We start from the raw sequence: 22,419 nt of genomic DNA on the forward strand, positions 1-22,419 counted from the left end.
GGAGATTTCTTTCCCGCGCTCCCCGGACGCCGGACGGGGCGCGGTCCCGCCCGTCCGGCGCCTGTGGCCGCTCTACGGAACCACCACGATCTTCCGCCCCACGCCGGAGGCGAACCGCTCCAGCGCCTGCGGGTAGGAGTCCAGCGGCAGCCGGTCGCTGATGAACACATCAGGGTCGAGCACACCGGCGGCGAACAGCTCCGCGGCCCGCTCGTAGCTGTGCAGGACCGCCATCGACCCGGTGATGGTGATCTCCTGGTTGTAGATCTTGTACGGGTCGATGCTGACCCGTGTCGCGTAGTCGGCCACCCCGAACTGCAGGAACGTACCCGCTTTGGCGACCCGGCCGAGGCCGTCCTGGATCGCCGCCGCGTTGCCCGTGGCGTCGACGACGATGTCCCACCCCTGCGGCCGCTCAAGCTCGTCCGCACCGGCGGCCGACCCCGAGACGCCCAACTGACGGGCCGTGGCGAGGCGGTCCGCGTTGAGGTCCACGATGTCCACGCTCGCCGCGCCCGTCCGCTTGGCGAGCTCCAGCATCATCAGGCCCATCGTCCCGGAGCCGTAGATCAGGACGTGCGAGCCGAGCTGGGCGCGGAGCACGTCGTAGCCGCGCACCGCGCAGGACAGCGGCTCGATGAGGGCCGCGTCCTGGGTGCGTACGTTCTCGGGGAGCCGCACGCAGTTGGCGACGGGCGCGACGGCGTACTGGGCCGCGCCGCCCGCCGTGGTGACGCCGATCGCGTTCCAGCGCTCGCAGAGGTTGTTGTGGCCGGTACGGCAGTAGCGGCACTCGTAACAGTAGAGCGAGGGGTCGACGCCGACCCGGTCGCCGACCGAGAGCTCCGTGACGTCGCGGCCCAGGCCCACCACCTCCCCGGCGAACTCGTGCCCCGGGACCACCGGCAGCGTGGGCGCGAACTCGCCCTGCAGGATGTGCAGGTCGGTTCCGCACAGACCGCAGGCGGCGACCTCGACGACGACATCGCGCGGCCCCGGGGTGGGGTCGGGCACCTCGCCGACGACGGCTTTGCCAACGGACTCGATGATGGCGGCCTTCACTTGACTGCTCCCAACGACAGGCCCTGGACCAGCTTGTCCTGGGCGGCGAACCCTGCGGCGAGCACCGGCAGGGAGATCACGAGGGACGCGGCGCACACCTTCGCCAGGAACAGGCCCTGGCTGGTGATGAAGCCGGTCAGGAACACGGGCGCGGTCTGGGCGACGACGCCCGTGAGCACCCGTGCGAAAAGGAGTTCGTTCCAGCTGAAGATGAAGCAGATCAGGGACGTCGCCGCGATCCCCGGCAGCGCGATGGGGGCCACCACGCGCGTGAGGATGGTGGGCAGGCGTGCCCCGTCGATCTGCGCGGCCTCGATGATCGCGACCGGCACCTCGGCGAGGAAGGACTGCATCATCCACACCGCGATCGGCAGGTTCATCGACGTGTAGAGGATGACGAGCAGCCAGATGTTGTCGAGCATCTCGGTGTTCTTGGCGAAGAGATAGATCGGAAGGAGGCCGGCCACGATCGGCAGCATCTTCGTCGACAGGAAGAAGAACAGGACGTCCGTCCACTTCTTCACCGGCCTGATGGAGAGCGCGTACGCGGCGGGCAGCGCGAGGAGCAGCACGAGGAGGGTCGAGGCGACCGACGCCACCGTCGAGTTGATGAGCGAGGGCCAGGGGCTGGCGCCGCCGCCCGTGCCGAAGAAGTCGCGGTAGCCGTCCAGGGTGAGCGAGGCGGCGAGCGAGGGGGGATTGGTCGCCGCGTCCGACTCCGAGTGGAAGGACGTCAGCGTCATCCAGGCGATGGGCAGGAAGAACAGGATTCCGGCGAGCCAGGCGGCCAGGCCGAGGCCGGCGGAGCCGCGAATACGGAAGCGGCTCCCGGGCTGTGTACGTACACGCGTATCGGCGGTGCTCATGCGCGGGACGCCTCCTCACGGAACAGGGACGAGACGACCCGCAGCGCGAAGGTCGCGATGATGATGGAACCGATGACGACGAGGACACCGGCGGCGGACGCGAGGCCGTTCTCGTGGGCCTGGTAGAAGCTCTGGTAGACGGTGTAGGGCAGGTTGGCGGTGCCGAGGCCGCCCGAGGTGATCGTGAAGACGGCGTCGAAGTTCTGCACGATGTAGATCGAGCCGAGCAGCGAGCCGAGCTCCAGATAGCGGCGCAGATGCGGCAGCGTCAGATAGCGGAACACCTGCCAGCTGCCCGCGCCGTCCATGCGGGCCGCCTCGATGAGCTCGCTGTCGCGGCTCTGCAGTCCCGCGAGCAGGATCAGCATCATGAAGGGCGTCCACTGCCAGATCAGGGAGGCCTCGATGGCGATCAGCGGCGTGTTGGAGACCCAGTCGGGCTGGGCCGCGCCGTCACCGCCCACCCAGTGCAGCAGGCCGTTGAAGAGGCCGTACTCGGGGTTGTAGAGCACGTGCTTCCACAGCAGCGCGGCGGCCACCGGCACGAGCAGGAACGGCGCGATGAGCAACGTGCGCACGAATCCGCGGCCCCGGAACTTCCGGTCCAGGAGCAGGGCGAGGCCGAGGCCGATGACGAGGCTGGCTATCACGACGGTGGCCGTGAGCACGATGGTCGTCAGGACGGACTTGCGCAGGTCCGGGTCGGTGAGGACCTCGGAGTAGTTGCCGAATCCGGTGAAGCTGCGGGCGTCGGGGTAGAGCGCGTTCCAGTCGAAGAAGGAGATCACCAGCGTGGCCACGAACGGCAGCTGGGTCACGACGACCATGAAGATCAGGGCGGGCAGGAGCGGGGCCCTGGTGGCCCAGGCGCGCAGCCTCCCTGGCGCCTTGGGTCCTGGGGTGCGCGCGGTCTTGGGCGCGACATCGGGGGTACTCGCGGTGGCGGTCATCGTCCCTCGTACTCCTCGGCGATCTTCTCGGCGAGCTTCTGTGACTTCTTGAGGGCCGATTCGACGGACTGGCGCCCGGCGATGGCCGCGCTGATCTCCTGGGAGACCTTCGTGCCGAGGTCGGTGAACTCGGGGATGCCGACGAACTGGATGCCGGGCGCGGGCCGCGGCTGCACGCCCGGATCGGTCGGCCGCGCGCCCTCGATGGCGTCGTGGGTGACATCCTGGAACGCGGCGGCTTCCTTGCGGTACTCGGGATTCTCGTACGTCGACGAGCGCTTGCCCGCCGGGACGTTGGACCAGCCGATCTTCTCGCCGACCAGCTGCTCGTACTCCTTGCTGGACGCCCAGGAGACGAACTTCCACGCCTTGTCCGGGTTGTGCGAGGCCTTCTGCAGGCCCCACGCCCAGGTGTAGAGCCAGCCGGAGCTCTTGGTCTTCTCCACGGGCGCCGGTACGTAGCCGATCTTGCCCTTGACCGGGGACTTGGCGGCCTCCAGCGAACCGGCGGCGGCCGTGGCGTCGTACCACATGGCGGTCTTGCCCTGGGTGAGGTTGTTCAGGCACTCGGCGTAGCCGGACTGAGCGGCTCCGGACTCGCCGTGCTCGCGCACGAGGTCCACGTAGAACTGTGTCGCCTTCTTGAACTCGGGTGAGTCGAGGCGGGCCGTCCAGTCCTTGTCGAACCAGGTCCCTCCGAAGGTGTTCACCACGCTTGTCAGGGGCGCGATCAACTCGCCCCAGCCCGGGAGCCCGCGCAGACAGATGCCCTTCATGCCGGACTGGGCACCGGCGCCTTCGACGTCACCCGCCAGCTTCGCCACCTGCTGCCAGGTGGGTTTCTTCGGCATGGTGAGCCCGGCCTTCTTGAACACGTCCTTCCGGTACATCAGGAAGGACGACTCTCCGTAGAAGGGCTGCCCGTAGAGCTTGCCGTCGTCGCCGGTGAGGGACTGGCGCATGGGCGGCAGTACGTCCTTCTCGTCGTACGCCTTGTCCTTCTTGGTGTACGAGCCCAGTTCGTGCAGCCAGTCGTTCTTGGCGTAGATCGGGATCTCGTAGTTGGAGAGCGTGGCGACGTCGTACTGCCCTGCCTGGTTGGCGAAGTCCTGGCTGATCTTGTCGCGGACGTCGTTCTCGGGCAGGACGGTGAAGTTCACCTTGATGCCCGTTTCCTTGGTGAAGTGGTCGGCGGTGAGCTTCTGCAGTTCGACCATCTGCGGGTTGTTCACCATCAGTACGTTGATGGAGTCGCCGGAACCGGTCCCGCCCGCCCCGGCCCAGCAGCCGGAGAGCAGCGGGGCAAGCAGCGTCCCTGCGGCTGCCGCGGCGAGTGCGCGCGACCTCCGTCGGCTCTGGGTTCGCATGAATGCTCCTGGACGTATGGGGACTTATGGGATGTGAGGGGGTGCGTCTAGGCGAATGTGGGCGCGCGGAATCACGAGAGGTGGGCGGGGGAGTGGGAGGAGAGGGGCAGCGGGAGGAAGGGGGAGTGGAGGGTGAGCGGGTGGGGTGTGTCAGACGCGGATGACCTGCGGGCCCTGGAGCGAGTAGCGGTGCGCCTCGGATGCGGGCAGCTGTGTGCTCGTGACGATCGACTCCAGCTCGCCGACGTGCGCGAACCTGCAGAAGCTCGTCGCCCCGAACTTGGTGTGCACGCCCGTGAACACGGTGCGCCGTGACGCCCGGATGGCCTGCGTCTTCACCTCGCTGACCGCGGGGTCGGGCGTGGTCAGGCCGTGCTCGCGGGAGATGCCGTTGGCCCCGATGTACGCGAGGTCGATCACGAATCCGGCCAGCATGCGCGTCGTCCAGTGGTCGACGGTCGCGAGGGTGCCCGGACGGACACGGCCGCCGAGGAGGAGGACCGACATGTTGTCGGCCTCGGCGAGGACGCCCGCGGTGGCCAGGGACGCGGTGACGACGGTCAGGGGGCGGCCCTTGGCCGCTTCGGGGAGAGCCTCGGCGATGAGCTGTGGGGTGAAGCCCTCGTCGACGAAGACTGTTTCGGCGTCGCCGAGGAGGTCGGCGGCCGCGGTGGCGATCCGCCTCTTCTCGGGGACGTGCATGGTGGTGCGGAACGCGAGGGTCGTCTCGAAGCCCGCGCTCTCCACGGGGTAGGCGCCGCCGTGCGTGCGGCGGACCAGGCCGTGGTCCTCCAGGGCGCGCAGGTCACGGCGGACGGTCTCTTTGGCGACACCCAGTTTGGTGGCGAGTGCGGTGACGTCCACGGAGCCGGAGTTCCGTGCCGCCCGGACGATCTCCCGCTGGCGCTCTTCCGCGGTCATGGGTGCCGCCGCCTTCCCTCGCTGTGCCCGTTCGGGCCCTGTGGGGAAGTTCTACAGCGGGGGACGGTGTGTGAACAGGCTCGGAGTGGAGACGATGGTGCCCGCATGTGCCCGCTTGGCAGGGCTGCGGCCTCTGCTTCGGGCGCGAGGGGTGCCCGTTCGGGGTGTTCGAGGTGCCCGTTTGATGCCCGGGTGGGGTTCGGACGGCTGTTCTTCCCCCACCGGAAGGGCTGGTTTCGGTCTGTCCGGGCGCCGGTAGGGCCGAGTGCTCAGTACGGCCAGACTGGAGGGTTCGTGCAGAAGTGACCCCCCAGGTTCGCGTGGTCCGGGTTCGCGGGGTCCAGTTCTCCCTGCTCGGCGACCAGCTTCCGCGCGTACTGCTCGGAGTCGTCCTGCGGCTCGTAGCCGAGCGCGCGGGCCGACGAGAGGTCCCACCACAGCCGTGTGTTCGCGGACGATCCGTAGACCACCGTGTGCCCCACGGCGGGCGCGGTCAACGCCGCGTCGAAGAGTCGGGCGCCGTCCCCGGGGCTCATCCAGACCGACAGCATCCGCACGCTCGACGGCTCCAGGAAGCACGAACCGATCCGCACCGAGACGGTCTCCACCCCATGCTTGTCCCAGTAGAACTGGGCGAGATCCTCGCCGAAGGACTTCGACAGGCCGTAGAAGGTGTCGGGGCGGCGCGGCGCGTCCACCGCGATCAGCGGATCGTCCCCGACGGGCCGCGGGGTGAACCCGAGCGCGTGGTTCGACGACGCGAAGACGACCCGGCGGACGCCCTCCTCGCGGGCCGCTTCGTAGAGGTTGTACGTCCCCTCGATGTTGGCCCGCAGGATCTTGTCGAAGGACGCCTCCAGGGAGATGCCCGCGAGGTGGATGACCGCGTCGACGCCCCGCACGGCCTCCCGCAGCGCCTTCTTGTCGGCCAGGTCCGCCGTGATCGCGTCGGGCTCGCCGTCGATGGGCAGCACGTCGAGCAGTCGCAGTCGGTAGCCGTAGGCCGGAAGCAGCCCCCGCATCAAGGTGCCGAGGCCGCCCGCGGCGCCGGTGAGCAGGATGGTGCGGGGAGCGGGCATGAGGGGGTCTCCTCGGATCAGGGGCTGCTCAGGGACTGATCAGCGACTGCGTTCGCGTGTGCGTACAGCATTCACATCTGTGGACAAGCTAGAGATCAATGCCTCTTCGAGTCAAGTGTCGTACGGAGGCGGCGGATCCGCTCTTGAATCACGCTTCTCTTGTCGATCTCTTGCCTATCTCTTGTTGATCCCCGGCGGGCCTCGGCGCTTGACCGGGGCTCCGGAGGCGGCTTAGCGTGGGTCTGTTCAGAAATATGGACGTGGATCAGAAACGTGCACGCTTAGGGAGAGCCCGTGACGTCAGCAACCCTCGCCGATCGACTCAATGTCCCCAGCGGGCCGCTGTTCTTCCCGGTCACCGCCTACGGTCCTGACGGCTCCGTCGACCTCGACGTCTACCGCGCGCACGTGCGCGCGGGCATCGAGGCGGGCGCGGCCGCCGTGTTCGCCTGCTGCGGCACCGGCGAGTTCCACGCCCTGACGCCCGAGGAGTTCCGGGCGTGCGTCGCCGCGGCCACCGAGGAGTCGGCGGGCCGGGTCCCGGTCGTGGCGGGCGCGGGGTACGGCACGGCGCTCGCCGTACGGTACGCGAAGCTCGCCGAGGAGGCCGGTGCCGACGGGCTGCTCGCGATGCCGCCCTACCTCGTCGTCGCCGGGCAGGAGGGACTGCTCGCGCACTACGCCGAACTGGCCGCGGCGACCTCGCTCGACATCATCGTCTACCAGCGCGACAACGCCGTGTTCACCCCGGAGACGGTGGTCGAGCTCGCCCGTACCGAGGGCGTCATCGGCTTCAAGGACGGCCTCGGCGACATGGACCTGATGCAGCGCATCGTCAGCGCCGTGCGCGCGGAAGTCCCCGGGGAATTCCTCTACTTCAACGGCCTGCCCACCGCCGAGCTGACCGGGCTCGCCTACCGCGGCGTCGGCGTCACGCTCTACTCGTCGGCGGTCTTCTGCTTCGCGCCCGACATCGCGCTCGCCTTCCACCGCGCCTTCAACGCCGGGACCGCCGAGGGTGACGCCCTCGTGAACCGCCTCATCGACGGCTTCTACCGGCCCTTCGTGGAGCTGCGCGCCGAGGGCCGCGGATACGCCGTCTCCCTCGTCAAGGCGGGCGTACGCATGGCCGGGCTCGACGTCGGCGGCGTGCGGACGCCGCTGCACGAACCCGCCGACGAACACATCAAGCGCCTCGCCGAACTGACCGAGCGCGGGCGCGCCCTGGTGCGGGAGGAGAGCGCGTGAGAACCTCCGCTTTCCTCTACCCCTGGGACGTCGTCGGCGACCCCGAGGCACCCGCGCGCGTCGCGGACCTCGGCGTCCAGCAGGTCACCCTCGCCTCCGCGTACCACTCCACGCGCGCGCTGACCCCCCGCCACCCCCGCCACCGCATCGTCACCGCCGAACACGCGGCGGTCCTGTACGAGCCCGGTGACCGGTGGCAGGGACGCCAACTGCGCCCGTACGCGGCCGGAGACTGGGCCCCCGGCGACGCCTACGGGGAGGCCGCCGACGCACTGGCGGCCGCCGGGCTCGACGTGCACACCTGGGTCGTCCTCGCCCACAACTCCCGTATGGGCGCCGACCACCCGGACACCTCCGTCGTCAACGCCTACGCAGACCGCTACCCCTGGGCCCCCTGCATCGCGCGGCCCGCCACGCGCGCGTACCTCGTCGACCTCGCGGCGGAGGCCGCCGTCCGCCCCGGCGCACGCGGCACCGAACTGGAATCCCTCGGCTGGTACGGCCTCGCGCATCTGCACGCCCACGACAAGATCGCGGGAGTGGCGCTCGGCGAGGCCGCGCAGTATCTGATGTCGCTGTGCTTCTGCGCGGACTGCCGTGCCGGGTACGCCCGACAAGGGCTCGCCCCCGATGAGCTCGCGGCCGGGGTCCGCCGTGCCCTGGAGCCCGTCTGGCGCGGCGACGAGCAGCCCGGCGGCTGGGAGGGGGTGGAGAAGCTCATCGGCGCCGAGAGGGCGACCGCCACGCGCGCGTGGCGCGAGGAAACCGCCCGCACTCTCCAGGAGGCGGCGATCGCCGCAGTGCGCGCCGCGGCGCCGGACGGCTTCCAGGTGCTGCTGCACGCCGACCCGGTGGCGTACCACTGCGGCGCCAACGCCGGAGTCGACCCGGAGCACATCCTCTCCGTGGCCGACGGCGTGGTCGTGCCCTGCACGGGCGGCGCCCAGGCCCTGACCCCCTTCGACGCACACCGCACGGCCCGCACCACCCTCGCCGCGAACCTCACCGTGGTCTCCGGCATGGGCGGCAGCCCCGCGACGCTCGCCGCCGACGCCGCGCACGCGCGCACCCTGGGCGCCGACGAACTGCGGCTCTACCACGCCGGTCTGGCCTCCGACGCGGATCTCGCCCAAGTGACCAAGGCCCTGGAACACCTCAAATAGCCTCTGTCGCACCAGAAGTGGAAGCGGTTACCATCCGCGCACCACAACACCGTCGCGCCGGCCACGAGCGGACAGGGCACGAGCGGACAGGGCACGGCGGGCCGACGGCAAGACGACAAGGGGACAAGGTGCGCAACAAGGGGATATCCGCGCTGGTCTGTGCCGGATTCATGGCGGGCGCCGCCGTGCTCGGCGGGGCAGTGCCCGCGACCGCGCAGGGTGACGCGAGACCGTCCGCCGCGGACACCAAGGCCGACATCCGGGAGCAGTTGGAGAAGATCCCCGGCATGAAGGTCGTCTCCGTGGCCGACAGAGAGGGCTACCCCTTCTACAGCCTCACGTACACCCAGCCCGTCGACCACCACGACCCCGGCGCCGGCACGTTCACCCAGCGCGCCACGCTCTGGCACAAGGCCACGGACAAGCCGACCGTCCTCTACACCGGCGGCTACACCCTGGCGTCCAACACCACCGCCCTCACCAAGCTGATCGACGCCAACCAGGTCAGCGTCGAGCACCGCTACTTCGAGCAGTCACGCCCCTCGGGCCCGGCGGCGTCGGACTGGTCCAAGCTCACGATCCAGCAGGAGGCCGCCGACGAGCACCGTCTGACCCGGGCGCTGCGCGGCATCGAGAAGGGCAAGTGGCTCGGCACGGGCGCCAGCAAGGGCGGCATGACGGCCACCTACCACGAGCGTTTCCACCCCGGCGACCTGGACGCGGTCGTCGCGTTCGTGGCACCGAACGACGCGAACAACCGCGACGACAGCGGCTACGAGCGGTTCTTCAGGACCGTCGGCACGGCCGAGTGCCGGACCGCGCTGAACGCCGTGCAGCGCGAGATGCTCGTACGGCGTGAGGCGCTGCTGCCCAAGTTCGAGGCGGACGCGAAGGCCGCGGGCGACACCTTCGATGAGACCCTCGGCACCACCGACCGGGCCTATGAGTTCGCGGTGCTCGACCAGGTGTGGAACTTCTGGCAGAGCGGCACCATCGACAACTGCCCGACCGTGCCCGACGCCAAGAAGGCGACCGACGACGAGCTCTACGACTGGTCGAAGAAGCACGGCTTCAGCGTCTACCAGGACGAGACCCTCGGCACGAACGGCACAGGCCCCTACTACCGTCAGGCCGCCACCCAGCTCGGCTGGGCCGACCTGAAGTTCAAGCACCTCAAGGACGTGCGCCACTACCCCGACATCTACCAGCCCAACTCGGTCCTTCCCGAGTCGATGCGCGGCTCGTACGACAACAGGACCACCGCCGACGTCGACCGCTGGGTGAAGACCCGAGGCCAGCGGATGATGTTCGTCTACGGCCAGAACGACCCGTGGAGCGCGGAGAAGTTCAAGCCGAGCCACCGCGACTCCTACCGCTACGAGGTCCCGGGCTCCAACCACGGCGCCTCCATCGCCAAGCTGCCCGCCGCCGAACAGGCCGAGGCCGTCGCGACCATCAAGCGCTGGGCGAACGTGAAGTAGCCGCCACCGGAGAGTTCTTGAGCAGGGGCGCGGCGATCAGCAGCCGCGCCCCCGCGAGGACCGGCAGCAGGACGCGGTAGCCGACGCTCTCCACGAGGCCCGCGCCCAGCGCGATGCCTAGGGCGGTCGGCGTGAACATCAGGGTGCTCGCGGTCGCCGCCGCGCGGCCGAGCAGCGCCCGCGGTGTCCCGCGCTGTACCGCCGTCATGCCCGCGATCAGCACGCAGGGCAGGCCGAGGCCGTTGGCGAAGCTGCCCGCCAGGGCCGTCGCGTCGTACGGCAGCGCGTGCAGAACCACGGCGAGCGCGGTGAGCGCGATGCCCGCCCCGCCGAACCTGCGCCCTCCCAAGCGCCGCATCAGCGCACCCGAAGAGACGCCGACCACGACAGAACCGGCGCCCTGCACGACGTACAGCACACCGGTGTACGCGGGGGAGCGGCCAAGCCCCTCCACGACCGCGTAGACGGCCGCCCCGCTGATCCCCGAGGTCAGCATGGTCAGGCCGCCCGCGAGGACCAGGGGGCGCAGCCGCGGACTGCCCCACAAGTAGCGTGCGCCTTCCGCGGTCCTGGCCCGCCATCCCGACGCGTCGCGCACGGGTGCGTCCTCGCGCACGCGCAGCAGCGTGAACATCCCGGCCGCGAGTACGAAGGTGGCGGCGTCCAGGAGCGCCACCCGGGCGCCTCCGCAGGCGGCGAAGAGGCCCGCTCCGGCGAGTGGGGCGAGCAGCTTCATGCCCTCGTTCGCGGACATCCGCAGGCCGTTGAAGTCCCCCGTCAGGTCCTTGCCGACGGCCGCCGTCACCAGCGCCGCCTCCGCCGCGTCGGTGACGGTGCCGCACGCCCCGTACAGGAAGAGCACCGCGTAGAGGATCCACAGGGTGCTCGTGGAGTCGACGAGGAGGAGGGAGGTCAGCAGGGCGCCCAGAGTCAGGTTCGTGCCGATGAGCAGGGGTCTGCGGCGGGTGCGGTCGGCGATCGTGCCCAGGAGGGGGCCGGCCAGGGCCGGGGCCCAGAGGGCGAACGCGCAGAGGGCCGCCAGGCCGTCCGAGCCGGTCAGCTGCTTCACCCAGATCCCGGCCACCAGCCACATCGCGGAGCTCCCGAAGCCGGAGACCACCACCGCGCCCAGACAGAGGCTCGCGTCGCGGTTGCGCAGGATCCGCGTGATCGTCGTTGTCATGGCAGATGATGGTGGTTCTAAGGCCCCCGGGTCGGCATAGGGCAGGTGCGGTAGATCCCGTAGATCTCGGTGGGCCCGTGCGCCGGTCGGCGATGAGTTCCGGGCCGCGGGCCGGTCCAACAGGGCAGGAGTGCGGCCCGCGGGGCAGGCGGGGCCGCCGAGATTCGGGAGGATCCCATGACGGACATGGTCGACTTCGCGCCGCAGGCCCGGCTTGTGGCAGGCATCGCGGAAGGCGTCGGTGACGAGCGGCTCGCGGGGCCCACGCCCTGTCCGGAGTACCGGGTGCGCCATCTGCTGGGCCATCTGATCCAATTGACCGGCGCGTTCCGGGACGCCGCGCGCAAGGACTTCGGGCCCCACCTCGACCAGAACCCGGGAAGCGCCGTGCCGGACATCGGCCCCGAGTGGCGTGCCGCCCTGCCGAAGCTGCTCGACGAGCTGGCGGAGGCGTGGCGCGCCCCGGCCGCGTGGGAGGGCATGACCCGGGCGGGCGGCCTCGATCTGCCGGGTGACGTCGCGGGCGCCGTCGCCATGGACGAACTCGTCGTGCACGGCTGGGACCTGGCCCGTGCGACGGGACAGGCGTACGCCCCTGACGAGGCGAGCCTCGGGGTGGCCAAGGGGTTGCTCACGCCCCAGGAGGGTGACACGTCGGGGAACAGCCTGTTCGGGGCCGTGTTCCCGGTACCGGACGACGCCCCGCTCCTCGACCGTGTGATCGGCCTCAGCGGCCGTGACCCGGGATGGACACCGGGCGCGTAGGACTCAGGTTTTCTCCGGATCGGGTATCGATCGGGCAAAGAGTCTCGCGATGTGCTGTGTGATGCGCGTAGACAGTGCGCGTAGACGGGCATTGACCTGCTCGAACTTGTTGCCCGTGCACAGACACTGACCCAGGCCCAGACCCTGATCCGGAGAGAACGACCTATGCGGAAGTCCCTACGGGTGGCGGGCATCGCCACCGCCTGTGCCGTCGCCGGAGCCGCGCTGTACGGCACCGGCGCGGCCACCGCCGACTCGACCGACACGACCTCGGCGCGGCACACCGCCGAACCCCAGAACATCGGCGTCCTCGTCGGCGAGATCGACGACTACTACGGCGCCCACCAGGACGCCGACGGCGTCTGGCGCTCCTCGCCCGACAGTCCGTACGCCAAGGACCTGGCGCGCGTCCAGGCGAAGGCGAAGAAGGACATCAGGAAGGCCGCCGCGCACGGCGCGAAGAGCGACGGCCACGGCGTGAGGGGCAGCGCTCACGGCAAGAAGCCCGCGATCGTCCTCGACGTGGACGACACCGCGCTGCTCAGCTTCGACTACGAGAAGTCGACCAACTACACGTACAACGGCGCCACGTGGGACGCCTACGTGAAGGAGGCCAAGCGCCCCGCCGTCTTCGGCATGCCCGAACTGGTCAAGTACGCCAAGGGCAAGGGTGTCGAGGTCTTCTTCCTGACCGGCCTGAGCGAGACGCAGCGCGAGGGCGCGGTCACCAACCTCGCCAAGGCCGGGTACGACACGAAGCTCGACACCACGCACGTGTTCACCAAGAACAAGGCCGCCCCGCCCGCCTACCTGAGCCACTGCGCGACGCCCGCCAAGTGGGAGTGCACCACCGTGCAGTTCAAGGAAGGCACCCGGAAGTACATCGAGTCGACCGGCTACGACATCGTCGGCAGCTTCGGCGACCAGGTCTCCGACCTCGCGGGCGGGTACGCGGACAAGACGTACAAGCTCCCGAACCCGACGTACTTCGTGGAGTAGTCCGCTGCCCGATGCCCTGTCGGCATCACGAGATAGGTTGCATTCCTGACTAGGTCGCTCTACGGTCTAGGTAGCTCACATGCTCATGGGGCCGTGCGGCACGCGCCGTGCGGCCCCTTCGGGAAGGGGGATTCCCATGACCGTCTCGCCTGACTTCTCAGCCGCTTCCACGGCCGTCACAGCCGTACTCGGCGCCTATCTGCTGCTCGGTGAGCCCTGGCTCGGCCGCCGCCTCTACGGCTCGCTGGCCCGCCACCGCGACACCGAACCACGCGCCCTCGTGCGCTACTTCAGCTTCATACTCGTCTTCTGGTGCGTCCTCGCCGCGCTCGCGGTGGCCGCGCTGCTGTTCTCGCCGGGCATGGCCGCCGCCGACCTCGGCATCGCGGCGCCCGCCTCGCCGCTGACCGCCGCCGTCATCATCGTCATGATGGGAGCGGTCTCGGTGGCGTCGGGGCGCAAGATGCGCGCCCTCGCCGCGGGCGGCAGGAATGTCCCGGGGCTCGCCTCCATCCAGGCGATGCTGCCGCGCACGGCACAGGAGCGCCGCCTCGCGATCGCCGTCGCCGTGACCGACGGCGTCTGCGCCGAACTCGTCTACCGCGGGCTCCTGATCGCCTTCGGCGTCGGCGTCCTAGGCCTCGACCTCTACGCGGCGGCGGCCCTTTCGGTGCTCGTGTACGCCGTCGCCGGTATCTATCAGGGCCGCAGCGGCGTCATCGCCTTCGGTTTCGTCGGGGCGCTGCTCGCCGGCCTCTATATGGCGAGCGGGAGCCTGCTGCTGCCCATCGCCGTTCACATCGCCCTCTCCGTACGGGACCTGACGCTCCCCGTGCCGGAGCCGATCGGCAGCGTTCCCGCGCACGAGCCGTACGAGCCGACCCCGAAGGGCAACTGACCATGACCCCACCCGCCTCCGGGGGCGCGAAGGGCGACCGCCGGGCCAGCTGGTTCAAGGGCGTACTCGATCTGCTCGTGCTCGCCGCCCTCACCGACGGCGAGAGCTACGGCTACGAGATCGCCAAGCTGCTCGGCGCCGCCGGGTTCGGCCAGATCAAGGGCGGCACGCTCTACCCCGTGCTCAACCGGCTCGAGGAGGCGGGGCTCGTCGCCGCGGAGTTCCGGGCCACCGAGAAGGGGCCGGGGCGGCGCTACTACTGCCTGACGGACGAGGGGCGCAGCACCCTCGGCGAGCAGGGCGGGCTGTGGCTCGCCTTCGACGGATCCGTCCGTGAGGTCCTGGCGAAGGCGGGTGTGCGGTGAGCGTGCCCTACTTCGCCGACCTCGCCGAGCGGCTGCGGGAGCACCGGGTGCCCGCCGACCGGGTGGCGGCGACCGTCGCGGATCTTCAGGCGCACCTGGAGGAGTCGGGCGGCGCCGACCCGGAGGCCGAGTTCGGGCCCGCGGCGGAGTTCGCCCGTGAGCTGGTGCCCGCCGCGCCCGCCGGGGCGGAGGCGCCCGAGGCCGCCGGGGCGCACGTCGAGACGTGGCGGTGGACCGCCGACACGTATGTCGACGAGGAGCTCCTGAACCGCTTCGGCGACGAGGGGTGGGAGGTGGAGAGGGTCGACGCGCTCGGCCGTTTCGTCAGCCACCGCGACCTGGAGAGCCCGCAGCGCTGGGAGTACCGGCGTGAGCTGGTCACGCGGGGGCGTGAAGGGCTCGACGAGCGCCTTGCCCCCGACGGCTGGGAGGCCTGCGGGAACTGGATCGTCTACGCGTGGTTCAAGCGGCCGAGGGCCGCGAGCCTCGGGCCGGGCGCGGAGATCTCGGCGCCGCCGCGGGTGCCCGATCGGTGGCGCTTCTTCAGCCGGCGCTTCTATGTCCTCGTGGCTGTCGTGGCGGCGGTCGTCGTCCTGGCGGGGGTGGCCGTCGCCGTCGACGACGGCGAGTCCCGCAGCGGGCTCGGCTTCGTCGCGGGGATCCTGGTGGGGCCCCTTGGCCTGTTCGCCGGTCTCTGGGCCGTGCAGGTGTGGCGCTCGCGGCGTTGACGTCTCATCACCCCTCCGCCTCCGCGGGGCGCCGTCTTGTCCGTCGGCGCCCCGCGGTCGGGCGTGAGTGGCTACGACTTCAGGGCCGCCGACATCATCGCCTTCGCGATGGGCGCCGCGAGGCCGTTGCCGCTGACCTCCGACCTCGCCGCGCTCGACGACTCGACGATGACCGCTACCGCGACCTCCTTGCCGTCGCTGCCCTTGGCGTACGAGGTGAACCAGGCGTACGGCGTCTTGCTGTTGTTCTCGCCGTGCTGTGCCGTGCCCGTCTTGCCGCCCACGTGCGCGCCGCTGATCCGCGCGTTCGTACCCGTGCCCTTCTCGACGACCGTCTCCATCGCCGACTGCAGCTGACTCGCCGTGTCCTGGCTCATCACCCGCTGTGAGTCCGGGTCGTCGAACGACTCCAGGGCGTCGCCGCCCGAGTCGGTGATCTGGGAGACCATGTGCGGCGAGACCAGCTCGCCGCCGTTCGCGATCGCCCCCGAGACCATCGACATCTGCAGCGGCGTCGCCGTCACGTCGAACTGGCCGATGCCGGTCAGGGCCGTCTGGGCCTTGTCCATGTCCGAGGGGTACACGCTCTCGGACGCGCGCACCGGCACGTCGAGCTTGTCGGTGTTGAAGCCCATCTTCTCGGCCATCGCCTTGACCTTGTCCTGGCCCAGGTCGACGGCCATCTTCCCGAAGACGTTGTTGCAGGAGTACTGCAGCGCCGTACGGATCGTCGCGTCCTCGCAGGGCGCGGAGGCACTCTCGTTCCTCAGGGGCTGGGTCGAGCCGGGCAGCATGTACGGGTTCGGGCTGTCCGTCTTCGTGTCCGCCGAACCGTAGAGCCCGTCCTCCAGGGCCGCCGCCGCGACGACCAGCTTGAACGTCGAACCCGGCGGCAGCGGCTGCCGCAGCGCGCGGTTGACCATCGGCTTCTCCTCGTCCTTCAGGAGCGACGCCCACTCCTTGGAGTCGGTGGAGCCGCTGATGTCGGAGGGGTCGTACGAAGGAGTCGACACCATGCCGAGGATCTTGCCCGTCTTCGGGTCGACGGCGACCGCCGCGCCCTTCGTGTCGCCGAGCGACTTGTACGCGGCCTTCTGCACCGCCGGGTCGATCGTCGTGACCACGTCACCCGGATCGGCGCGCTTGTCGGTGACCGTGTCCAGGGGGTCCTTCAGCCGCGTGTCGGTGCCGTCGAGGACGTCCTTGTAGATGCCTTCGAGCTGCGTCGCCCCGTACACCTGTGAGCTGTAGCCCGTGACGGCCGAGTACAGGTCGCCGTCCTTGTAGGTGCGCTTGTACGCGAGGTCGCTGCCCTTCGTCCGCGCGGAGCCGGTGATGGACTCACCGCCCACGATGATGTTCCCCAGCGGGTTCGCGTACTGCTCGATCGCGTTGCGCCGGTTCTGCTTGTCGTCCGCGAGCGCCTTCGAGTCGTAGAACTGCACCCAGGTCGCCCGCACAAGGAGGGCGACCACGAGCAGCAGCGTGAAGACCGCGGCGCGCCTGATCGTCTTGTTCATCCCGTGAAAAGACGATCGGCGCGGATGTATTCGTTCCGTTCTGCGGGGTTTCTTAGACATTCCTCATACTGCGGGCGCTGCGACACGCCGTGGGTGCTGCGACGGTGCGGGCGCTGCGGGGGTGCGGGCGCTGCGAGGGCGCGGATGCTGCGGTAGCGCGGGTCAGTCGGCGTTCATGAAGCCCGCCTCGTACGCCGCGATCACCGCCTGCGTACGGTCCCGCGCCCCCGTCTTGGCGAGCACCGAGGCCACGTGCGTCTTCACCGTCGCCGGGCCCACGCCCATCCGTCCGGCGATCTCCGCGTTGGTCAGGCCCGCGGCCATCAGCCTCAGCACCTCGCTCTCGCGCCCCGTCAGCCTGGCCACCCAGGCGGGCGCCGCGGGCTTCGCGCGCGCGTGTTCGGCGGCCAGGGCGCGCACCGCCGCGGGGAAGAGCAGCGAGTCGCTGCGCGCGACGAGCCGCACCGCCTGCACGAGCGAGTCCGCGTCGGACCGCTTGAGGAGGAACCCGCAGGCCCCCGCGCGCAGCGCCTCGTACACATAGGAGTCGTTCTCGAAGGTCGTCACGACCACGATGCGCGGCGGATCGGCGTGGGTCCGCAGGATCTGCTCGGTGGCCCGGATGCCGTCGATCTCCGGCATGCGTACGTCCATGAGCACCACGTCGGGCCGCAGCTCGCGCACGACGGACACCGCGTCGGCGCCGTTCGCCGCCTCACCGACGACCTCCAGGTCGGGCTCGGCGGAGAGGATCACGCGCAGGGCGGTGCGCACCATGCGCTCGTCGTCGGCGAGCACGATGCGGATGGGGGGAGTCATACGGGGCCCTTCAGGGGGAGTCGTACGTTCACTCGCCACACCCCGTCGGCGGGGCCGGCCAGGGCCGTGCCGCCGAGGAGCCTGGCCCGGTCGGTGATGCCGCGCAGGCCGTGGCCGCCGCCGGGACGGGACGCGGGAGGCGCGGAGGCGCTCTGGGGCAGCGGGTTCTTCGTGAGGATCTCCAGGTCGGTGCCGTCCAGGGCGATCCGGAGGGTCACCGGGGCGCCGGGGCCCGCGTGCCGGAGCGCGTTGCTCAGGCTCTCCTGGACGATGCGGTAGGCCTCGCGGGACACCATCGGGGGCAGGGCGTCCGGGCCTCCGGGGCCGAGCTCGACCGCGGCCTTCACCCGCAGGCCGCCCGCGCGGGTGCGCTTGAGGAGCCCGTCGAGATCGGCGCAGAGAGTGGGGGCGGGCGCGGTCGGGCCCGCCCGGCCGTCGCCGCCACCCTCCCGCAACACGCCGAGAACCGCGTCGAGTTCCCCCACCGTGCGCCGGGTCGTCTCCTCGATGGCGGCGAGCGCCTCGCGGACGAACTCCGGGTCGCGGTCGAGGACCCTGCGAGCGGCGCTCGCCTGGAGCGTGACCGCGCTCAGGGCGTGGCCCACCGAGTCGTGCAGCTCCCGCGCGAGCCGGTTGCGCACGGCGAGGTCCGCGGCGCGCTGTTCGGCCGCCGCGAGCCGGTCGGCGGGCGAGGGCCCGAGCAGCTCGGGCGCCCAGCGCGCGAGCAGGCCCCCGGCGGCGGCCGAGCACCCCGCGAGCGCGAGGAGGGAGAGGATCCCGGCGACGGGGGAGAGCGCCAACGCCCATCCCTCGTCGAGGACTTCGGGCATCCCGACCCGGCTGTCCCGCAGCGCGGCGACGAACGGCAGCGCGATGAGGACCGCCGCGAACGGCGGCAGCGCGAGGGACATTCCGCTGATGATCCCGCCGAACCCCAGGTGCAGCGTGAACCACGCGACGGTGCGCCCGCGCGCCTGCCGGGACCGCGCGGGCCCGTCGGCGAGCGTGTCGCCCGGCACATCGCACAGCGCCCGTACGGCGGCCACCGACATGGGCCGCGTGAGCGGGAAGAGCGCGGTGACGGCGGCGAGCGGCAACCCCACGGCGAACGAGCCGAGTTGGGAGACGACCGAGCCGAAGACGTTGTCCTCGCCGAGCAGCGGACCGATGACGACGGAGCCCACGAAGACGTACGGCATGGCGAGCGCGCCGCCGAGGACCAGATGGATCCACCGGCGCCGCGCCCGGCGCCCGAACAGAGCAGCCACACGCCCCCCGATGACCATCTGCACAGAGTAGGTCCGGCTCATGGGCCCTGGGCTCCCGGGGCGGATTCAGCCTGTCCGGCGTTTGAGGACGAACTCGGCGAAGCCGGTGATGACGGTACGCACGAGCCGGCGAAGCCGGGGGATTCGGGCAGGGGCGGGATCGGGGAAAAGAAGCCCGCTCCTACGCCAGCACCAGCACCGCCTCATCGATCTCCTCGCCCCGCGCGTGCGCGAAGCCCCGCGCGGCGGCGGTGACCAGGAAACCGCACTTCTCAAGCACCCGCAGGGACCCCGCGTTGTCCGACGCCGCGCGCGCGTAGAGGGGCCGCTCCGGCACCTCGACCAGCAGCGTCAGCAAAGCAGCCGTGGCCAGACCACGGCCCCAGTACGCCCGGTCGATCCAGTACGTGACCTCGCGCTCCCCCGGCTCCCCGTACACCGCCGCGCTGCCCACGACGTCGCCGTCCGCGAGAACCGTACGGGCGACGACGTCGTCCGAGGCCCGGAGCTTCTTCCAGTGGGCCTCGAAGAGCGTCCAGTCCGCCGACTTCGGCGAGGTGAACGCGGCGACGTGGTTCGACTCGGGATCGTTCATCTGCCGGTAGAAGACCGGGAGATCGCTGTCGTGCACCGGGCGCAGAATGACATCCATACCGACCATGGTCAGAGCCTACGTGTCGCCAGTGACAACCGGTCCCGCGCGTCGAACAAGGCGTCCTTCACCATCTGCTCGTGCGCCGGCGTGAGCCGCGCCACCGGCACCGAGCAGCTGATGGCGTCCCGCGCGGGCGTGCGGTAGGGGATCGCGACGCCGAAGCAGCGCAGGCCGAGCGTGTTCTCCTCGCGGTCCACCGCGATGCCCTGCTCGCGGACCGTGCGCAGCTCCTCGATCAGCTTCTCGCGGTCGGTGATCGTGTGCTCGGTCAGCGCGGGCAGCGTCTCCGGGAGCATCTTGCGGACCTGCTCGTCGGTGTGGGTGGCGAGCAGCGCCTTGCCCAGGGACGTGGAGTGCGCGGGGAGGCGGCGGCCCACGCGCGTGAAGGGGCGCAGGTAGTGCTGCGACTGGCGCGTGGCGAGATAGACGACGTTCGTGCCGTCGAGGCGCGCCAGGTGGATCGTCTCCGTGGTGTCGTCCGAGAGGCGGTCGAGCGTCGGACGCGCCGCCGCCACCACCTCGTCGCCGTCGATGTACGAGGTGCCGACCAGCAGGGCCCGCACCCCGATCCCGTACCGCGTGCCCGTCGCGTCCGTCTCCACCCAGCCCAGCTCCACCAGCGTACGAAGGAGCATGTAGAGGCTGGACTTGGGGTACCCGACGGCTTCCTGGACGGCGGCCAAAGAGTGCATTCCGGGGCGCCCCGCGAAGTATTCGAGCAACTCCACGGTCCGCACAGCGGACTTGACCTGTGCCCCGCCAGTCTCGCCAGCCGACATCGCCCTTGACCCCTTAGTTCGACGAGAAATAGTCTCCGAAGTCTCCGCTATTCATCACCGGAGACAGCGTTCAGCATATCGAACAGCCCAGGTGGGTGGCAGCACATCTGTGGCATCACCCTTGGAAGGACCCCGCGGTGGCAGCAGCACCAGTCTGGAGTGTCGACCCCCGAACCGGGAAGCAGCGTGAACAGGTCGCTGTCGAAGCCTCGGCCCAAGAGGTGGATCAGGCGGTACGTTCCGCGCTGGCCGCCAAGGACGCCCTCGCCGACCGCGCCGTACGCGCCGCGTTCCTGCGCTCCGCGGCCGAACTGCTCGACGGGGCCAAGGACCACCTGGTGGAGGCCGCGGACGCGGAGACCGCGCTCGGTCCCGTGCGGCTCACCGGTGAGCTCGCCCGCACCTGCTTCCAGCTGCGGGCCTTCGCCGACGTGGTCGACGAGGGCGGGTTCCTCGGCGTCGTCATCGACCACCCCGACAGCAGCGCGACCCCGCCCATCCCGGACCTGCGGCGCTACAAGATCCCGCTGGGCGTCGTGGCCGTCTACTCCGCGTCCAACTTCCCGTTCGCCTTCTCCGTGCCCGGCGGTGACACCGCGAGCGCGCTCGCCGCGGGCTGCCCCGTGGTCGTCAAGGCGCACCCGGACCACCCGGCCACCTCCGAGCTCGTGGCGGCGACGCTGCGGCGGGCCGCGGCCCGGCACGACATCCCCGAGGGCGTCATCGGCCTCGTGCACGGCTTCGACGCGGGAGTGGAGCTCGTCAGGCACCCGCTCGTCTCCGGCGCGGGCTTCACCGGATCGATCCGCGGCGGCCGTGCCCTCTTCGACGCGGCGGCGGCCCGCCCCGTGCCGATCCCCTTCCACGGCGAGCTCGGCTCCCTCAACCCGGTCGTCGTGACCGAGGCGGCGGCTCTGGAGCGCGCGGAGGAGATCGGGACCGGTCTCGCGGGCTCCATGACACTCGGCGTCGGCCAGTTCTGCGTCAAGCCGGGCCTGGTCTTCGCGCCGAGCGGCGCGGGCGGCGACCGGTTCGTCAAGTCGCTTACCGAGGCGGTCAGCGACACCGAGGCCGGGGTGCTCCTCGACCACCGGATGCGGGACAACTTCGTCGCGGGCGTGCGCGAGCGGGGCGAACTGCCGGACGTGGACGCGCCGGTGACGCCGGGCGCGGGCGGCGAGCACACGGTGAGCGCGGGCTTCCTGACGGTTCCCGCGGCGCGGCTCGCCGCCTCCGGTGAGCACGATCTGCTCCTGGAGGAGTGCTTCGGCCCGGTGACGGTCGTCGCACGCTACGAGAACGAGGCGGAGATCACCTCCGTGCTCACCCGGCTTCCCGGCAACCTCACGGCGACGGTTCAGCTGTCCGCCGAGGAGGCCGCGGGCGAGGGAGGCGGCGCGGCACTGGTCGCCGAACTCACGCCGCTGGCCGGGCGCGTGCTGGTCAACGGGTGGCCGACCGGGGTCGCGGTGGCGCCCGCACAGCACCACGGCGGTCCTTACCCCGCGACGACGTCCACCTCCACCTCCGTGGGCGGTACGGCGATCGAGCGCTGGCTGCGTCCTGTCGCGTACCAGAACACGCCCGAAGCGCTGCTGCCGGCCGAGCTGCGGGACGACAATCCGCTGGGGCTGCCGCGTCGCTACGAAGGGCGCCTGCAACACTGACGCCCATGGACGTCGACATCCCCCAACTGCCCTTCTCCCTGCGCACGTACGGCCCCGACGGCAACTGGTCGTACGAGAACGGGGCGCTCACCGGCTGGGCGGGCGCCCGGCAGGACCGCTTCGTGCCGCCGACGGGCGAGGCCCTGGACCCCGCTTCGGACGCGCCGCGTCTTCTCGGTGCGCCCGAGGGGGACTTCCAGCTGATCGCGCGGGTGACGGTCGGTTTCGCGGCGGCGTTCGACGCGGGCGTGCTCTACCTCCACGTCGGCGACCGGGAGTGGGCCAAGCTCTGCCTCGAACGGTCACCGGACAAGGCGACGGTCTGCACGGTCGTCACCCGCGGCCACTCCGACGACTCGAACGCGTTCGTGGTGGACGGCAGCAGCGTCTGGCTCCGGATCAGCCGCACGGGTTCGGCTTTCGCCTTCCACGCGTCCCTCGACGGGGAGGAGTGGACGTTCGTCCGGATCTTCTCCCTCGGCGAGGAGAAATCGGCGGGAGCCGCCCTGGTGGGCTTCATGGCGCAGTCGCCGGTGGGGGAGGGGTGCGTGGTGACGTACGAGGAGATCGAGTTCCGTCCCAACTGGCCCCGGGGTCTGAGGGACGGGTCCTAGCACTGCTCGTCAAACGCCGGAC

22 protein-coding genes are annotated in these 22,419 nt (G+C 70.7%); 10 read left to right on the forward strand and 12 right to left on the reverse strand.

The features are described from left to right. Nucleotides 1–72 precede the first annotated feature (72 nt). The 6 genes from ACFVXC_RS28060 to ACFVXC_RS28085 all read right to left on the reverse strand — a co-directional run bounded on the left by ACFVXC_RS28060 (nt 73) and on the right by ACFVXC_RS28085 (nt 6,245). Nucleotides 73–1,062, reverse strand: a complete 990-nt coding sequence (locus ACFVXC_RS28060; protein WP_389910318.1) for a zinc-dependent alcohol dehydrogenase family protein — start codon at nt 1,060–1,062, stop codon at nt 73–75. Continuing rightward, on the reverse strand, nt 1,059–1,928 hold the full coding sequence (locus ACFVXC_RS28065; RefSeq protein WP_389910321.1) for a carbohydrate ABC transporter permease: 870 nt from the start codon (nt 1,926–1,928) through the stop codon (nt 1,059–1,061). The genes ACFVXC_RS28060 and ACFVXC_RS28065 overlap by 4 nt, the downstream gene beginning before the upstream one ends. Then, a complete protein-coding gene (locus ACFVXC_RS28070) occupies nt 1,925–2,878 on the reverse strand; it encodes a carbohydrate ABC transporter permease (protein ID WP_389910323.1) in 954 nt (317 codons plus the stop codon). Before ACFVXC_RS28070 ends, ACFVXC_RS28065 begins: the two co-directional genes overlap by 4 nt. After that, nucleotides 2,875–4,245 carry an ABC transporter substrate-binding protein gene (locus ACFVXC_RS28075; RefSeq protein WP_389910326.1) on the reverse strand — a complete coding sequence of 457 codons (1,371 nt, stop codon included), beginning with the start codon at nt 4,243–4,245 and terminating at the stop codon, nt 2,875–2,877. Before ACFVXC_RS28075 ends, ACFVXC_RS28070 begins: the two co-directional genes overlap by 4 nt. A 150-nt stretch (nt 4,246–4,395) precedes the next feature. After that, on the reverse strand, nt 4,396–5,166 hold the full coding sequence (locus ACFVXC_RS28080; protein WP_389910329.1) for a DeoR/GlpR family DNA-binding transcription regulator: 771 nt from the start codon (nt 5,164–5,166) through the stop codon (nt 4,396–4,398). A 269-nt stretch (nt 5,167–5,435) separates the two neighbouring features. Beyond that, nucleotides 5,436–6,245 (reverse strand): NAD-dependent epimerase/dehydratase family protein, encoded by an 810-nt coding sequence (locus tag ACFVXC_RS28085; protein ID WP_389910331.1) that lies wholly within the window; start codon nt 6,243–6,245, stop codon nt 5,436–5,438. Nucleotides 6,246–6,539: 294 nt separating this feature from the next. Between ACFVXC_RS28085 and ACFVXC_RS28090 the strand changes: the two genes are divergently transcribed. The 3 genes from ACFVXC_RS28090 to ACFVXC_RS28100 all read left to right on the forward strand — a co-directional run bounded on the left by ACFVXC_RS28090 (nt 6,540) and on the right by ACFVXC_RS28100 (nt 10,137). Next, nucleotides 6,540–7,493 (forward strand): 5-dehydro-4-deoxyglucarate dehydratase, encoded by a 954-nt coding sequence (locus ACFVXC_RS28090; protein WP_389910334.1) that lies wholly within the window; start codon nt 6,540–6,542, stop codon nt 7,491–7,493. Further along, a complete protein-coding gene (locus ACFVXC_RS28095; protein WP_389910337.1) occupies nt 7,490–8,656 on the forward strand; it encodes a hypothetical protein in 1,167 nt (388 codons plus the stop codon). The genes ACFVXC_RS28090 and ACFVXC_RS28095 overlap by 4 nt, the downstream gene beginning before the upstream one ends. A gap of 128 nt (nt 8,657–8,784) precedes the next feature. Then, nucleotides 8,785–10,137, forward strand: a complete 1,353-nt coding sequence (locus tag ACFVXC_RS28100) for a S28 family serine protease (RefSeq protein ID WP_389910340.1) — start codon at nt 8,785–8,787, stop codon at nt 10,135–10,137. On the opposite strand, the gene ACFVXC_RS28105 is transcribed toward ACFVXC_RS28100, so the two are convergent. Next, nucleotides 10,112–11,320 (reverse strand): MFS transporter, encoded by a 1,209-nt coding sequence (locus ACFVXC_RS28105; protein WP_389910343.1) that lies wholly within the window; start codon nt 11,318–11,320, stop codon nt 10,112–10,114. The two genes, ACFVXC_RS28100 and ACFVXC_RS28105, sit on opposite strands and share 26 nt — an antisense overlap. Before the next feature lie 177 nt (nt 11,321–11,497). Between ACFVXC_RS28105 and ACFVXC_RS28110 the strand changes: the two genes are divergently transcribed. From ACFVXC_RS28110 to ACFVXC_RS28130, 5 genes are all read left to right on the forward strand, one after another. Further along, a complete protein-coding gene (locus tag ACFVXC_RS28110; RefSeq protein ID WP_389910346.1) occupies nt 11,498–12,085 on the forward strand; it encodes a TIGR03086 family metal-binding protein in 588 nt (195 codons plus the stop codon). A 165-nt stretch (nt 12,086–12,250) separates the two neighbouring features. Then, nucleotides 12,251–13,084, forward strand: a complete 834-nt coding sequence (locus ACFVXC_RS28115) for an HAD family acid phosphatase (protein ID WP_389910349.1) — start codon at nt 12,251–12,253, stop codon at nt 13,082–13,084. Nucleotides 13,085–13,220: 136 nt separating this feature from the next. Beyond that, a complete protein-coding gene (locus ACFVXC_RS28120; protein ID WP_389910352.1) occupies nt 13,221–13,982 on the forward strand; it encodes a CPBP family intramembrane glutamic endopeptidase in 762 nt (253 codons plus the stop codon). Between the two features lie 2 nt (nt 13,983–13,984). Beyond that, a complete protein-coding gene (locus ACFVXC_RS28125) occupies nt 13,985–14,347 on the forward strand; it encodes a PadR family transcriptional regulator (RefSeq protein ID WP_389910355.1) in 363 nt (120 codons plus the stop codon). Then, nucleotides 14,344–15,075 carry a hypothetical protein gene (locus ACFVXC_RS28130; RefSeq protein ID WP_389910358.1) on the forward strand — a complete coding sequence of 244 codons (732 nt, stop codon included), beginning with the start codon at nt 14,344–14,346 and terminating at the stop codon, nt 15,073–15,075. The genes ACFVXC_RS28125 and ACFVXC_RS28130 overlap by 4 nt, the downstream gene beginning before the upstream one ends. 71 nt (nt 15,076–15,146) lie before the next feature. Here ACFVXC_RS28130 and ACFVXC_RS28135 read toward each other — a convergent pair whose 3' ends face one another. From ACFVXC_RS28135 to ACFVXC_RS28155, 5 genes are all read right to left on the reverse strand, one after another. Then, a complete protein-coding gene (locus tag ACFVXC_RS28135) occupies nt 15,147–16,595 on the reverse strand; it encodes a peptidoglycan D,D-transpeptidase FtsI family protein (protein WP_389910360.1) in 1,449 nt (482 codons plus the stop codon). A gap of 162 nt (nt 16,596–16,757) precedes the next feature. After that, nucleotides 16,758–17,414, reverse strand: a complete 657-nt coding sequence (locus ACFVXC_RS28140) for a response regulator (RefSeq protein ID WP_389910363.1) — start codon at nt 17,412–17,414, stop codon at nt 16,758–16,760. Beyond that, the gene (locus ACFVXC_RS28145) at nt 17,411–18,724 is read right to left on the reverse strand and encodes a sensor histidine kinase (protein WP_389910366.1); all 1,314 of its coding nucleotides are present in this window, start codon (nt 18,722–18,724) and stop codon (nt 17,411–17,413) included. The genes ACFVXC_RS28140 and ACFVXC_RS28145 overlap by 4 nt, the downstream gene beginning before the upstream one ends. Nucleotides 18,725–18,863: 139 nt before the next feature. Further along, nucleotides 18,864–19,334, reverse strand: coding sequence for a GNAT family N-acetyltransferase (locus tag ACFVXC_RS28150; protein ID WP_389910635.1), 471 nt, complete (start codon nt 19,332–19,334; stop codon nt 18,864–18,866). An 11-nt stretch (nt 19,335–19,345) separates the two neighbouring features. Continuing rightward, nucleotides 19,346–20,116, reverse strand: a complete 771-nt coding sequence (locus tag ACFVXC_RS28155) for an IclR family transcriptional regulator (protein WP_389910369.1) — start codon at nt 20,114–20,116, stop codon at nt 19,346–19,348. Nucleotides 20,117–20,253: 137 nt separating this feature from the next. Here ACFVXC_RS28155 and ACFVXC_RS28160 point away from each other — a divergent pair, with 137 nt between their 5' ends. Both ACFVXC_RS28160 and ACFVXC_RS28165 read left to right on the forward strand, forming a co-directional pair. Beyond that, nucleotides 20,254–21,783: an aldehyde dehydrogenase (NADP(+)) gene (locus tag ACFVXC_RS28160; protein WP_389910372.1), complete on the forward strand. Its 1,530-nt coding sequence runs from the start codon at nt 20,254–20,256 to the stop codon at nt 21,781–21,783. A gap of 5 nt (nt 21,784–21,788) precedes the next feature. After that, a complete protein-coding gene (locus tag ACFVXC_RS28165; protein ID WP_389910375.1) occupies nt 21,789–22,397 on the forward strand; it encodes a DUF1349 domain-containing protein in 609 nt (202 codons plus the stop codon). Nucleotides 22,398–22,419 lie beyond the last annotated feature (22 nt).

This window comes from Streptomyces sp. NPDC058257 (assembly GCF_042881845.1).
Lineage (GTDB): Bacteria > Actinomycetota > Actinomycetes > Streptomycetales > Streptomycetaceae > Streptomyces.